Genomic DNA, 13,213 nt, shown 5'->3' with positions numbered 1-13,213 from the left:
CATCGCTCAAGGCGGGCCGTGTAACGTATAATGCGGCCTTGTTTAATCATCATCTACCACAGAGGAACATGTATGGGTGGTATCAGTATTTGGCAGTTATTGATTATTGCCGTCATCGTTGTACTGCTTTTTGGCACCAAAAAGCTCGGCTCCATCGGTTCCGATCTTGGTGCGTCGATCAAAGGCTTTAAAAAAGCAATGAGCGATGATGAACCAAAGCAGGATAAAACCAGTCAGGATGCTGATTTTACTGCGAAAACTATCGCCGATAAGCAGGCGGATACGAATCAGGAACAGGCTAAAACAGAAGACGCGAAGCGCCACGATAAAGAGCAGGTGTAATCCGTGTTTGATATCGGTTTTAGCGAACTGCTATTGGTGTTCATCATCGGCCTCGTTGTTCTGGGGCCGCAACGACTGCCTGTGGCGGTAAAAACGGTCGCGGGCTGGATTCGCGCGTTGCGTTCACTGGCGACAACGGTGCAGAACGAACTGACCCAGGAGTTAAAACTCCAGGAGTTTCAGGACAGTCTGAAAAAGGTTGAAAAGGCGAGCCTCACTAACCTGACGCCCGAACTGAAAGCGTCGATGGATGAACTACGCCAGGCCGCGGAGTCGATGAAGCGTTCCTACGTTGCAAACGATCCAGAAAAGGCGAGCGATGAAGCGCACACCATCCATAACCCGGTGGTGAAAGATAATGAAGCTGCGCATGAGGGCGTAACGCCTGCCGCTGCACAAACGCAGGCCAGTTCGCCGGAACAGAAGCCAGAAACCACGCCAGAGCCGGTGGTAAAACCTGCTGCGGACGCTGAACCGAAAACCGCTGCACCTTCCCCTTCGTCGAGTGATAAACCGTAAACATGTCTGTAGAAGATACTCAACCGCTTATCACGCATCTAATTGAGCTGCGTAAGCGTCTGCTGAACTGCATTATCGCGGTGATCGTGATATTCCTGTGTCTGGTCTATTTCGCCAATGACATCTATCACCTGGTATCCGCGCCATTGATCAAGCAGTTGCCGCAAGGTTCAACGATGATCGCCACCGACGTGGCCTCGCCGTTCTTTACGCCGATCAAGCTGACCTTTATGGTGTCGCTGATTCTGTCAGCGCCGGTGATTCTCTATCAGGTGTGGGCATTTATCGCCCCAGCGCTGTATAAGCATGAACGTCGCCTGGTGGTGCCGCTGCTGGTTTCCAGCTCTCTGCTGTTTTATATCGGCATGGCATTCGCCTACTTTGTGGTCTTTCCGCTGGCATTTGGCTTCCTTGCCAATACCGCGCCGGAAGGGGTGCAGGTATCCACCGACATCGCCAGCTATTTAAGCTTCGTTATGGCGCTGTTTATGGCGTTTGGTGTCTCCTTTGAAGTGCCGGTGGCAATTGTGCTGCTGTGCTGGATGGGGATTACCTCGCCAGAAGACTTACGCAAAAAACGCCCGTATGTGCTGGTTGGTGCATTCGTTGTCGGGATGTTGCTGACGCCGCCGGATGTCTTCTCGCAAACGCTATTGGCGATCCCGATGTACTGTCTGTTTGAAATCGGTGTCTTCTTCTCACGCTTTTACGTTGGTAAAGGGCGAAATCGGGAAGAGGAAAACGACGCTGAAGCAGAAAGCGAAAAAACTGAAGAATAAATTCAACCGCCCGTCAGGGCGGTTGTCATATGGAGTACAGGATGTTTGATATCGGCGTTAATTTGACCAGTTCGCAATTTGCGAAAGACCGTGATGATGTTGTAGCGCGCGCTTTTGACGCGGGAGTTAATGGGCTACTCATCACCGGCACTAACCTGCGTGAAAGCCAGCAGGCGCAAAAGCTGGCGCGTCAGTATTCGTCCTGTTGGTCAACGGCGGGCGTACATCCTCACGACAGCAGCCAGTGGCAAGCTGCGACTGAAGAAGCGATTATTGAGCTGGCCGCGCAGCCAGAAGTGGTGGCGATTGGTGAATGTGGTCTCGACTTTAACCGCAACTTTTCGACGCCGGAAGAGCAGGAACGCGCTTTTGTTGCTCAGCTACGCATTGCCGCAGAATTAAACATGCCGGTATTTATGCACTGTCGCGATGCCCACGAGCGGTTTATGACATTGCTGGAGCCGTGGCTGGATAAACTGCCTGGTGCGGTTCTTCATTGCTTTACCGGCACACGCGAAGAGATGCAGGCGTGCGTGGCGCGTGGAATTTATATCGGCATTACCGGTTGGGTTTGCGATGAACGACGCGGGCTGGAGCTGCGGGAATTGTTGCCGTTGATTCCGGCGGAGAAATTGCTGATCGAAACTGATGCGCCGTATCTGCTCCCGCGCGATCTCACGCCGAAACCATCATCCCGGCGCAACGAGCCAGCCCATCTGCCCCATATTTTGCAACGAATTGCGCACTGGCGTGGAGAAGATGCCGCATGGCTGGCTGCCACCACGGATGCCAATGTTAAAACACTGTTTGGGATTGCGTTTTAGAGTTTGCGGAACTCGGTGTTCTTCACACTGTGCTTAATCTCTTTATTGATAAGATTAAGTAACAGCATGGAGCGAGCCTCGCCGTCGGGTTCGGTGAAAATGGCCTGAAAACCTTCGAACGCGCCTTCGGTAATAATCACCTTATCACCCGGATAAGGGGTTGCCGGATCGACAATGTCTTTCGGTTTATATACCGATAGCTGATGAATCACCGCCGATGGGACTATCGCTGGCGATGCGCCAAAGCGCACGAAGTGGCTGACACCGCGGGTCGCGTTGATAGTCGTGGTATGAATCACTTCTGGATCAAATTCCACAAACAGGTAGTTGGGGAACAATGGCTCACTGACTGCAGTACGTTTGCCACGCACCATTTTTTCCAGGGTGATCATCGGTGCCAGGCAATTCACAGCCTGTCTTTCGAGGTGTTCCTGGGCACGTTGAAGTTGCCCGCGCTTGCAGTACAGTAAATACCAGGATTGCATAATGACTCTTATCCGTTTAATCGGGGCGCAAGGATAGCAAAAGCTTTACGCTAAGTTAATTATATTCCCCGGTTTGCGTTATACCGTCAGAGTTCACGCTAATTTAACAAATTTACAGCATCGCAAAGATGAACGCCGTATAATGGGCGCAGATTAAGAGGCTACAATGGACGCCATGAAATATAACGATTTACGCGACTTCTTGACGCTGCTTGAACAGCAGGGTGAGCTAAAACGTATCACGCTCCCGGTGGATCCGCATTTGGAAATCACTGAAATTGCTGACCGTACTTTGCGTGCCGGTGGGCCTGCGCTGTTGTTCGAAAACCCTAAAGGCTACTCAATGCCGGTGCTGTGCAACCTGTTCGGTACGCCAAAGCGCGTGGCGATGGGCATGGGGCAGGAAGATGTTTCGGCGCTGCGTGAAGTTGGTAAATTATTGGCGTTTCTGAAAGAGCCGGAGCCGCCAAAAGGTTTCCGCGACCTGTTTGATAAACTGCCGCAGTTTAAGCAAGTATTGAACATGCCGACAAAGCGACTGCGTGGTGCGCCGTGTCAGCAAAAAATTATCTCCGGCGATGACGTCGATCTTCACCGTATCCCCATTATGACCTGCTGGCCGGAAGATGCCGCGCCGCTGATTACCTGGGGGCTGACCGTAACGCGCGGCCCGCATAAAGAGCGGCAGAATCTGGGCATTTATCGCCAGCAGCTAATTGGTAAAAACAAATTGATTATGCGCTGGCTGTCGCATCGCGGCGGCGCGCTGGATTTCCAGGAGTGGTGTGCGGCGCATCCGGGCGAACGTTTCCCGGTTTCTGTGGCACTGGGTGCTGATCCCGCCACAATTCTCGGTGCAGTCACCCCCGTTCCAGATACGCTTTCAGAGTATGCGTTTGCCGGATTGCTGCGCGGCACCAAGACCGAAGTGGTGAAGTGTATCTCCAATGACCTTGAAGTGCCCGCCAGTGCGGAGATTGTGCTGGAAGGGTATATCGAACAAGGCGAAACTGCGCCGGAAGGGCCGTATGGCGACCACACCGGTTACTATAACGAAGTTGATAGTTTCCCGGTATTCACCGTGACGCATATTACCCAGCGTGAAGATGCGATTTACCATTCCACCTATACCGGGCGTCCGCCTGATGAGCCTGCGGTACTGGGCGTGGCGTTGAACGAAGTGTTTGTGCCGATTCTGCAAAAACAGTTCCCGGAAATTGTCGATTTTTACCTGCCGCCGGAAGGCTGCTCTTATCGCCTGGCGGTAGTGACGATCAAAAAACAGTACGCCGGACACGCGAAGCGCGTCATGATGGGCGTCTGGTCGTTCTTACGCCAGTTTATGTACACTAAATTTGTGATCGTTTGCGATGATGACGTCAACGCACGCGACTGGAACGATGTGATTTGGGCGATTACCACCCGTATGGACCCGGTGCGGGACACGGTGTTGGTCGAAAATACGCCTATTGATTATCTGGATTTTGCCTCGCCTGTGTCCGGGCTGGGTTCAAAAATGGGGCTGGATGCCACGAATAAATGGCCAGGGGAAACCCAGCGTGAATGGGGACGTCCCATCAAAAAAGATCCGGATGTTGTCGCGCATATTGACGCCATCTGGGATGAACTGGCTATTTTTAACAACGGTAAAAGCGCCTGATGCGCGTTTGTTTTGCCCTATTTATCGATCCGACAGAGAAAGCGCATGACAACCTTAAGCTGTAAAGTGACCTCGGTAGAAGCTATCACGGATACCGTATATCGTGTCCAAATCGTACCAGACGCGGCCTTTTCTTTTCGTGCTGGTCAGTATTTGATGGTAGTGATGGATGAGCGCGACAAACGTCCGTTCTCAATGGCTTCGACGCCGGATGAAAAAGGTTTCATCGAGCTGCATATTGGCGCTTCTGAAATCAACCTTTACGCGAAAGCAGTCATGGACCGCATTCTTAAAGATCATCAAATCGTGGTCGATATTCCCCACGGAGAAGCGTGGCTGCGTGATGATGAAGAACGTCCGATGATTTTGATTGCGGGTGGCACCGGGTTCTCTTATGCGCGCTCGATTTTGCTGACGGCGCTGGCGCGTAACCCAAACCGTGATATCACCATTTACTGGGGCGGGCGTGAAGAGCAGCATCTTTATGATCTCTCCGAGCTTGAGGCGCTTTCGCTTAAGCATCCAGGTTTGCAAGTGGTGCCGGTGGTTGAACAACCGGAAGCGGGCTGGCGTGGGCGTACTGGCACCGTGTTAACGGCGGTATTGCAGGATCACGGTACGCTGGCAGAGCATGATATCTATATTGCCGGACGTTTTGAGATGGCGAAAATTGCCCGTGACCTGTTTTGCAGTGAGCGTAATGCGCGGGAAGATCGCCTGTTTGGCGATGCGTTTGCATTTATCTGAGATATAAAAAACCCGCCCCTGACAGGCGGGAAGAACGGCAACTAAAACTTTATACAGTGGCATTTAGATCTATGTCGCATCCGGCATTCGGCACACGATGCCTGATGCGACGCTGGCGCGTCTTATCAGGCCTACATTGGTGCAGGATCGGTAGACCGGATAAGGCGTTCACGCCGCATCCGGCAAGTGGTTAAACCCGCTCAAACACCGTTGCAATACCCTGACCCAGACCGATACACATCGTCGCCAGACCAAACTGGACGTCTTTGCGCTCCATCAGATTTAGCAGCGTGGTGCTGATACGCGCACCGGAACAGCCCAGCGGATGACCCAGCGCGATCGCGCCACCGTTGAGGTTGATCTTCTCGTCAATCTGCTCCATTAGCCCGAGATCTTTAATGCACGGCAGGATCTGCGCGGCAAAGGCTTCATTCATTTCAAACACGCCGATATCACTGGCAGAAAGCCCCGCTTTTTTCAGCGCCAGCTTCGAGGCCGGAACCGGGCCGTAACCCATAATCGATGGGTCACAACCAACGACCGCCATCGAACGCACGCGGGCGCGCGGCTTAAGACCTAATTCACGGGCGCGGCTTTCACTCATTACCAGCATGGCGGCGGCACCATCGGAAAGAGCAGAGGACGTACCCGCCGTCACCGTACCGCTGACGGGATCAAACGCCGGGCGCAGCGTGGCGAGGGCTTCCACGGTGGTTTCCGGGCGAATCACTTCGTCGTAATTAAACTGTTTCAGGACGCCGTCGGCATCGTGACCACCGGTCGGGATGATTTCATTTTTAAATGCGCCCGACTGCGTGGCGGCCCAGGCGCGGGCGTGTGACCGCGCGGCAAAGGCATCCTGCATTTCACGGCTGATACCGTGCATACGCGCCAGCATTTCTGCCGTTAAGCCCATCATGCCCGCCGCTTTGGCGACATTGCGGCTCAGGCCGGGGTGAAAATCGACGCCGTGACTCATCGGCACATGACCCATATGCTCCACGCCGCCGACCAGACATGCCTGCGCATCGCCGGTCATGATCATTCGTGCTGCGTCATGTAATGCTTGCATGGATGAACCACACAGGCGATTGACGGTCACCGCCGGGACAGAGTGTGGTACTTCTGCCAACAGCGCCGCGTTACGGGCGATATTAAAACCCTGCTCCAGCGTCTGCTGTACACAGCCCCAGTAAATATCGTCGAGGGCAGCCGCTTCCAGCGCCGGGTTACGCGCCAGCAGGCTACGCATTAAATGAGCGGAGAGATCTTCCGCACGCACGTTACGAAAAGCACCGCCCTTCGAACGGCCCATCGGGGTGCGAATTGCATCGACAATGACAACCTGTTCCATTGTGACTCCTTAAGCCGTTTTCAGGTCGCCAACCGGACGGGCTGGCTCAACCGGGGGATAGTACGGTTCGTTATGACGCGCTTTATTACGCAGACCTTCCGGCACTTCATACAGCGGGCCAAGGTGCTGATATTGCTGTGCCATATCGAGGTATTTTGCGCTACCGAGGGTGTCCAGCCAGCGGAACGCGCCGCCGTGGAACGGAGGGAAACCCAGTCCGTAGACCAGCGCCATATCCGCTTCTGCCGGAGTGGCGATAATGCCTTCTTCCAGACAGCGGACCACTTCGTTGACCATCGGGATCATCATGCGGGCGATAATCTCTTCTTCGCTGAAATCGCGCTTCGGCTGGCTCACTTCTGCCAGCAGGTCGTCAACGGCGGCGTCTTCTTCTTTCTTCGGCTTGCCTTTACTGTCTTCTTTATAACGCCAGAAACCGAGGCCGTTCTTCTGACCAAAACGGTTGGCATCAAACAGCGCATCGATGGCATCACGGTAATCTTTCTGCATCCGCTGCGGGAAGCCTGCTGCCATCACCGCCTGAGCGTGATGCGCGGTATCAATCCCCACAACGTCCAGCAGATATGCCGGACCCATCGGCCAGCCAAACTGTTTTTCCATCACTTTGTCGATCTTGCGGAAGTCTGCGCCGTCGCGCAGCAACTGGCTGAATCCGGCGAAGTAGGGGAACAGTACACGGTTAACGAAGAAGCCGGGGCAGTCGTTTACCACAATCGGCGTCTTGCCCATCTTGCTCGCCCATGCGACGACTTTCGCGATGGTTTCGTCGGAGCTTTTCTCGCCGCGAATAATTTCTACCAACGGCATCCGGTGCACCGGGTTAAAGAAGTGCATCCCGCAGAAGTTTTCCGGACGTTCCAGCGCGTTGGCCAGTTCGCTGATAGGAATGGTTGAAGTGTTAGACGCCAGCACGGTATCCGGGCGTACTTTTTGTTCGGTTTCTGCCAGTACGGCTTTTTTCACTTTCGGGTTTTCAACAACCGCTTCTACCACAATATCCACGCGGTCAAATCCAGCGTAGTCGAGCGTTGGATGGATTGTGGAGATCACGCCAGCCAGTTTCAGACCATCGATCTTGCCGCGCTCAAGCTGCTTGTTCAGCAGTTTCGCGGCTTCGGTCATGCCGAGGGCTAACGACTTGTCGTTAATATCTTTCATGACAACCGGCACGCCTTTCCACGCAGACTGGTAAGCGATGCCGCCGCCCATAATGCCTGCGCCCAGCACCGCGGCCTGTTTCGGCGTTTCAACGTCTTTGGTGAGTTTCTTCGCTTTGCCTTTTACATATTGATCGTTAAGGAAAATGCCGACCAGTGCGCGAGCTTCGTTGGTATGCGCCAGCGGGACAAAACTTTTGTTTTCCAGATTTAATGCTTCTTCACGACCAAAACGGGCCGCAGCTTCAATGGTTTTTACTGCGGTGATGGGGGCCGGATAATGTTTCCCCGCTGTTTGTGCGACCATCCCTTTAGCGATGGTGAAGCTCATGGTGGCTTCAATCTTGCTCAGTTTTAGCGGTTCCAGCTTCGGCTGACGTTTCGCTTTCCAGTCGAGGTCGCCGTTAATAGCCTGACGTAAAATCGCCTTCGCGCCTTCAACCAGTTTTTCTGCTTTGACTACGCCATCCACCAAACCGATTTTCAGCGCCTGATCCGCGCCGACATCTTTACCGGCGGCAATGATCTCCAGCGCACTGTCAGCGCCCAGCATACGTGGCATACGTACAGAACCGCCAAAGCCCGGCATGATGCCCAGTTTGGTTTCCGGCAGACCGATGCGCAGATCCGGCGTCGCCAGACGATAATCGGTCGCCAGCACGCATTCGCAGCCACCGCCCAGCGCATAGCCGTTGACGGCGGCAATGGTCGGCACCGGCAGATCTTCCAGGCGATTAAACACGCTATTGGCAAAGTGCAGCCACTGACTTAACTGTTCTTCAGGAACGAGGAACAGGGACAAAAATTCGGTGATATCAGCACCGACGATAAAGGCTGCTTTGTTCGAACGTAGCAGCAGCCCTTTTAGATCTGATTGCTGTTCCAGCACGCCGATGGCCTCGCCGAGGCTGGCGACGGTCGCAGTGTCGAGTTTATTAACTGAACCTGGGGCATCAAATACCAGTTCGGCAATGCCATCTTCCAGCCAGTCAAGGTACAGGGTGTCGCCTTTGTAAAGCATGTCAGTCTCCTGAATCCGCAAGGTGATCTGGTCGTACCAGATGCATCGAAGTGTGTATTTTGTGTTAAAAATATGCAAATAAAAGATTAAAGAAATGCCGATCTGATCACGCTCGGCAGAAATCACGCTCTGGATGAACGATGTGCTAAGATGCGGAGACTTAAGGTCAAAAAAACAGAAGGGTAAAAAATGGAATCACTGGCCTCACTCTATAAAAATCATATAGCTACCTTACAAGAACGGACTCGCGATGCGCTGGCGCGCTTCAAACTGGATGCGTTACTTATTCACTCCGGCGAACTGTTCAACGTTTTTCTCGACGATCATCCCTATCCGTTTAAAGTGAACCCGCAATTCAAAGCGTGGGTGCCGGTAACTCAGGTGCCAAACTGCTGGCTGCTGGTGGATGGCGTGAACAAGCCGAAACTGTGGTTCTATCTGCCGGTTGATTACTGGCACAACGTCGAACCGCTGCCGACCTCCTTCTGGACTGAAGATGTAGAAGTGATCGCGCTGCCGAAAGCCGATGGCATTGGTAGCCTGCTGCCTGCTGCGCGCGGGAATATCGGTTATATCGGTCCGGTGCCGGAGCGTGCGCTGCAACTGGGTATTGAGGCCAGCAATATCAACCCGAAAGGGGTGATCGACTACCTGCATTACTACCGCTCCTTCAAAACCGAGTACGAACTGGCCTGTATGCGTGAAGCGCAGAAAATGGCGGTCAACGGTCATCGTGCGGCAGAAGAAGCGTTCCGTTCTGGCATGAGCGAGTTCGATATCAATATTGCCTATCTGACCGCGACCGGTCATCGTGATACCGACGTACCTTACAGCAACATTGTGGCGCTTAACGAACACGCTGCGGTGTTGCATTACACCAAACTGGACCACCAGGCACCGGAAGAGATGCGCAGCTTCCTGCTGGATGCCGGGGCCGAATATAACGGCTATGCGGCTGACCTGACCCGTACCTGGTCGGCAAAAAGCGATAACGAGTACGCACAGCTGGTGAAAGACGTAAATGATGAACAACTGGCGCTGATCGCCACCATGAAAGCAGGCGTCAGCTATGTGGATTACCACATCCAGTTCCATCAGCGCATCGCCAAACTGCTGCGTAAACATCAAATCATCACCGATATGAGTGAAGAAGCGATGGTCGAAAACGATCTCACCGGACCGTTTATGCCGCACGGTATCGGCCATCCGCTGGGCCTGCAGGTGCATGACGTAGCCGGTTTTATGCAGGATGATAGCGGTACGCACCTCGCGGCACCGGCAAAATATCCGTACCTGCGCTGCACCCGTATTCTCCAGCCGGGCATGGTGTTAACCATCGAACCGGGTATCTACTTCATCGAATCGCTGCTGGCACCGTGGCGTGACGGGCAGTTCAGCAAACACTTCAACTGGCAGAAAATTGAAGCACTGAAACCGTTCGGCGGCATTCGTATCGAAGACAACGTGGTGATCCACGAAAACAACGTGGAAAACATGACCCGGGATCTGAAACTGGCGTGATGGAAAGCTGGTTAATTCCTGCGGCACCTGTCACGGTCGTTGAAGAGATCAAAAAGAGCCGCTTCATAACGATGTTGGCGCATACCGATGGCGTTGAGGCGGCGAAAGCGTTTGTTGAATCGGTGCGAGCAGAACACCCCGATGCCCGCCACCATTGCGTGGCGTGGGTGGCGGGTGCGCCGGATGATTCTCAACAGCTGGGTTTCTCTGACGATGGGGAGCCGGCGGGAACGGCCGGTAAACCGATGCTCGCCCAGCTAATGGGCAGCGGCGTCGGGGAAATTACCGCTGTGGTAGTGCGCTACTACGGCGGCATATTGCTTGGCACCGGTGGGTTAGTGAAAGCGTATGGTGGCGGCGTGAATCAGGCGCTGCGCCAGCTAACGACCCAACGCAAGACGCCATTAACCGAATATACTTTGCAATGTGAATATAGTCAGTTAACCGGCATTGAAGCGTTGCTGGGGCAGTGTGACGGCAAAATTATCAACAGTGATTATCAGGCATTCGTTCTGCTGCGGGTGGCGCTTCCGGCGGCGAAAGTGGCTGAATTTTCCGCAAAGCTGGCGGATTTTAGCCGTGGTTCATTGCAATTGTTAGCGATTGAAGAATAATCCCCACTTCGTTTTGCAGAACTAAGGAAGCGGCAGAGATGCATTTTCGCGCCATTACCCGAATCGTTGGACTACTGGTCATCTTATTTTCAGGGACCATGATTATCCCTGGACTGGTAGCACTCATCTACCGGGATGGAGCGGGCCGCGCTTTTACCCAGACCTTTTTTGTCGCCCTCGCCATTGGCTCTATGCTGTGGTGGCCGAACCGTAAAGAGAAGGGCGAACTGAAATCCCGTGAGGGGTTTCTGATAGTGGTGCTGTTCTGGACCGTGCTGGGTAGTGTCGGTGCGCTCCCTTTTATCTTCTCGGAAAGCCCGAACCTCACGATTACCGATGCGTTTTTTGAATCTTTCTCTGGCCTGACCACCACGGGGGCCACTACGCTGGTGGGGCTGGATTCGCTCCCTCACGCCATCCTATTTTATCGCCAGATGCTGCAATGGTTTGGCGGGATGGGGATCATCGTGTTGGCGGTTGCGATACTGCCTATCCTCGGCGTGGGTGGGATGCAGCTCTATCGCGCAGAAATGCCCGGCCCGCTGAAAGATAACAAAATGCGCCCGCGAATTGCGGAAACGGCGAAAACCCTGTGGTTGATTTATGTCTTGCTGACCGTCGCCTGTGCGCTGGCGTTGTGGTTTGCCGGAATGGATGCCTTTGATGCCATCGGCCATAGCTTTGCGACTATCGCTATTGGCGGCTTCTCGACACATGATGCCAGTATCGGTTATTTCGACAGCCCGACTATTAACACTATCATTGCTATCTTCCTGCTGATCTCCGGCTGTAACTACGGTCTGCACTTTTCACTGTTAAGTGGGCGTAGTCTGAAGGTTTATTGGCGCGATCCGGAATTTCGCATGTTTATCGGCGTACAGTTTACGCTGGTGATTATTTGTACACTCGTACTGTGGTTTCATAATGTCTACAGTTCGGCGCTGATGACAATTAACCAGGCGTTTTTCCAGGTGGTATCGATGGCGACAACCGCCGGGTTTACGACTGACAGCATTGCCCGCTGGCCGCTCTTTTTGCCGGTACTGCTTTTATGTTCAGCTTTTATCGGCGGTTGCGCCGGGTCAACGGGCGGTGGCCTGAAAGTGATCCGCATCCTGCTGCTGTTTAAGCAGGGGAACCGTGAGCTGAAACGACTGGTGCATCCGAACGCCGTCTATAGCATTAAGCTGGGGAATCGCGCACTGCCGGAACGTATCCTCGAAGCCGTTTGGGGATTTTTCTCCGCCTATGCATTGGTGTTTATTGTCAGTATGCTGGCGATTATCGCCACGGGCGTGGATGACTTTTCTGCCTTTGCCTCAGTTGTTGCGACATTGAATAACCTGGGGCCAGGACTTGGCGTGGTTGCTGATAACTTTACCAGTATGAACCCGGTGGCTAAATGGATCCTGATTGCCAACATGCTGTTTGGTCGTCTTGAGGTCTTTACATTGCTGGTGCTCTTTACCCCGACTTTCTGGCGTGAATGATGGAGTAATACGTGAAAACATTAATTCTTTTCTCAACAAGGGACGGACAAACGCGCGAGATTGCCTCCTACCTGGCTTCGGAACTGAAAGAACTGGGGATCCAGACGGATGTCGCCAATGTGCACCGCATTGAAGAACCACAATGGGAAAACTATGACCGTGTGGTCATTGGTGCTTCTATTCGCTATGGTCACTACCACTCTGCGTTCCAGGAATTTGTCAAAAAACATGCGACGCGACTGAATTCGATGCCGAGCGCCTTTTATTCCGTAAACCTGGTGGCGCGCAAACCGGAGAAGCGTACTCCACAGACCAACAGCTACGCGCGGAAGTTTCTGATGAACTCGCAATGGCGTCCCGATCGCTGCGCGGTCATTGCCGGGGCGCTGCGTTACCCACGTTATCGCTGGTACGACCGTTTTATGATCAAGTTAATTATGAAGATGTCAGGCGGTGAAACGGATACGCGCAAAGAAGTTGTCTATACCGATTGGGAGCAGGTGGCGAATTTCGCCCGAGAAATCGCCCATTTAACCGACAAACCGACGCTGAAATAAGCATAAAGAATAAAAAATGCGCGGTCAGAAAATTATTTTAAATTTCCTCTTGTCAGGCCGGAATAACTCCCTATAATGCGCCACCACTGACACGGAACAACGGCAAACACGCCGCCGGGTCA

Annotated in this window: 13 protein-coding genes; 10 read left to right on the top strand and 3 right to left on the bottom strand. The window is 53.4% G+C overall.

Annotated features, from left to right (window positions below; translation table 11 throughout):
• The first annotated feature begins 72 nt into the window (after positions 1 to 72).
• Genes tatA through tatD form a run of 4 tightly spaced genes read left to right on the top strand, consistent with a single transcriptional unit; the run spans position 73 to position 2,464 of the window.
• Positions 73 to 342 carry a Sec-independent protein translocase subunit TatA gene (tatA, locus tag ACJHX3_RS19565; RefSeq protein WP_001295260.1) on the top strand — a complete coding sequence of 90 codons (270 nt, stop codon included), beginning with the start codon at positions 73 to 75 and terminating at the stop codon, positions 340 to 342.
• Positions 343 to 345: 3 nt separating this feature from the next.
• Positions 346 to 861, top strand: a complete 516-nt coding sequence (tatB, locus tag ACJHX3_RS19560) for a Sec-independent protein translocase protein TatB (protein ID WP_000459594.1) — start codon at positions 346 to 348, stop codon at positions 859 to 861.
• Positions 862 to 863: 2 nt separating this feature from the next.
• Positions 864 to 1,640 (top strand): Sec-independent protein translocase subunit TatC, encoded by a 777-nt coding sequence (tatC, locus tag ACJHX3_RS19555; RefSeq protein WP_000109943.1) that lies wholly within the window; start codon positions 864 to 866, stop codon positions 1,638 to 1,640.
• A gap of 41 nt (positions 1,641 to 1,681) precedes the next feature.
• Positions 1,682 to 2,464 (top strand): 3'-5' ssDNA/RNA exonuclease TatD, encoded by a 783-nt coding sequence (gene tatD, locus ACJHX3_RS19550; protein ID WP_001299486.1) that lies wholly within the window; start codon positions 1,682 to 1,684, stop codon positions 2,462 to 2,464.
• On the opposite strand, the gene rfaH is transcribed toward tatD, so the two are convergent.
• A complete protein-coding gene (gene rfaH / locus ACJHX3_RS19545) occupies positions 2,461 to 2,949 on the bottom strand; it encodes a transcription/translation regulatory transformer protein RfaH (RefSeq protein WP_001192406.1) in 489 nt (162 codons plus the stop codon). The genes tatD and rfaH overlap by 4 nt on opposite strands.
• A gap of 166 nt (positions 2,950 to 3,115) precedes the next feature.
• Between rfaH and ubiD the strand changes: the two genes are divergently transcribed.
• Together ubiD and fre are read left to right on the top strand one after the other, a co-directional pair.
• Positions 3,116 to 4,609, top strand: coding sequence for a 4-hydroxy-3-polyprenylbenzoate decarboxylase (ubiD, locus tag ACJHX3_RS19540; RefSeq protein WP_000339784.1), 1,494 nt, complete (start codon positions 3,116 to 3,118; stop codon positions 4,607 to 4,609).
• Positions 4,610 to 4,654: 45 nt separating this feature from the next.
• Positions 4,655 to 5,356: an NAD(P)H-flavin reductase gene (gene fre, locus ACJHX3_RS19535; RefSeq protein WP_094322001.1), complete on the top strand. Its 702-nt coding sequence runs from the start codon at positions 4,655 to 4,657 to the stop codon at positions 5,354 to 5,356.
• 190 nt (positions 5,357 to 5,546) lie between these two features.
• Here the strand turns inward: fre and fadA are convergent, their stop codons facing one another.
• Positions 5,547 to 6,710, bottom strand: a complete 1,164-nt coding sequence (fadA, locus tag ACJHX3_RS19530; RefSeq protein ID WP_000438749.1) for an acetyl-CoA C-acyltransferase FadA — start codon at positions 6,708 to 6,710, stop codon at positions 5,547 to 5,549.
• A gap of 9 nt (positions 6,711 to 6,719) precedes the next feature.
• Positions 6,720 to 8,909, bottom strand: a complete 2,190-nt coding sequence (gene fadB, locus ACJHX3_RS19525) for a fatty acid oxidation complex subunit alpha FadB (protein ID WP_000965927.1) — start codon at positions 8,907 to 8,909, stop codon at positions 6,720 to 6,722.
• Positions 8,910 to 9,098: 189 nt separating this feature from the next.
• Here fadB and pepQ point away from each other — a divergent pair, with 189 nt between their 5' ends.
• From pepQ to hemG, 4 genes are read left to right on the top strand one after another with little or no spacing between them, the layout of a single operon-like run.
• Positions 9,099 to 10,430 (top strand): Xaa-Pro dipeptidase, encoded by a 1,332-nt coding sequence (gene pepQ / locus ACJHX3_RS19520; RefSeq protein ID WP_094308443.1) that lies wholly within the window; start codon positions 9,099 to 9,101, stop codon positions 10,428 to 10,430.
• Entirely contained in the window at positions 10,430 to 11,044 is a 615-nt protein-coding gene (locus ACJHX3_RS19515; RefSeq protein WP_001296979.1) for an IMPACT family protein, read from the top strand. Before pepQ ends, ACJHX3_RS19515 begins: the two co-directional genes overlap by 1 nt.
• Before the next feature lie 38 nt (positions 11,045 to 11,082).
• Positions 11,083 to 12,534, top strand: coding sequence for a Trk system potassium transporter TrkH (gene trkH, locus ACJHX3_RS19510; RefSeq protein ID WP_000545669.1), 1,452 nt, complete (start codon positions 11,083 to 11,085; stop codon positions 12,532 to 12,534).
• Positions 12,535 to 12,545: 11 nt separating this feature from the next.
• Positions 12,546 to 13,091 (top strand): menaquinone-dependent protoporphyrinogen IX dehydrogenase, encoded by a 546-nt coding sequence (gene hemG, locus ACJHX3_RS19505; protein ID WP_000853970.1) that lies wholly within the window; start codon positions 12,546 to 12,548, stop codon positions 13,089 to 13,091.
• Positions 13,092 to 13,213 lie beyond the last annotated feature (122 nt).

This window comes from Escherichia sp. WS1265, from assembly GCF_046487585.1.
Classification (GTDB): domain Bacteria; phylum Pseudomonadota; class Gammaproteobacteria; order Enterobacterales; family Enterobacteriaceae; genus Escherichia; species Escherichia coli.
Note: the sequence above shows the minus strand (reverse complement) of the source record. Positions and strands in the feature narration are given on the sequence as shown.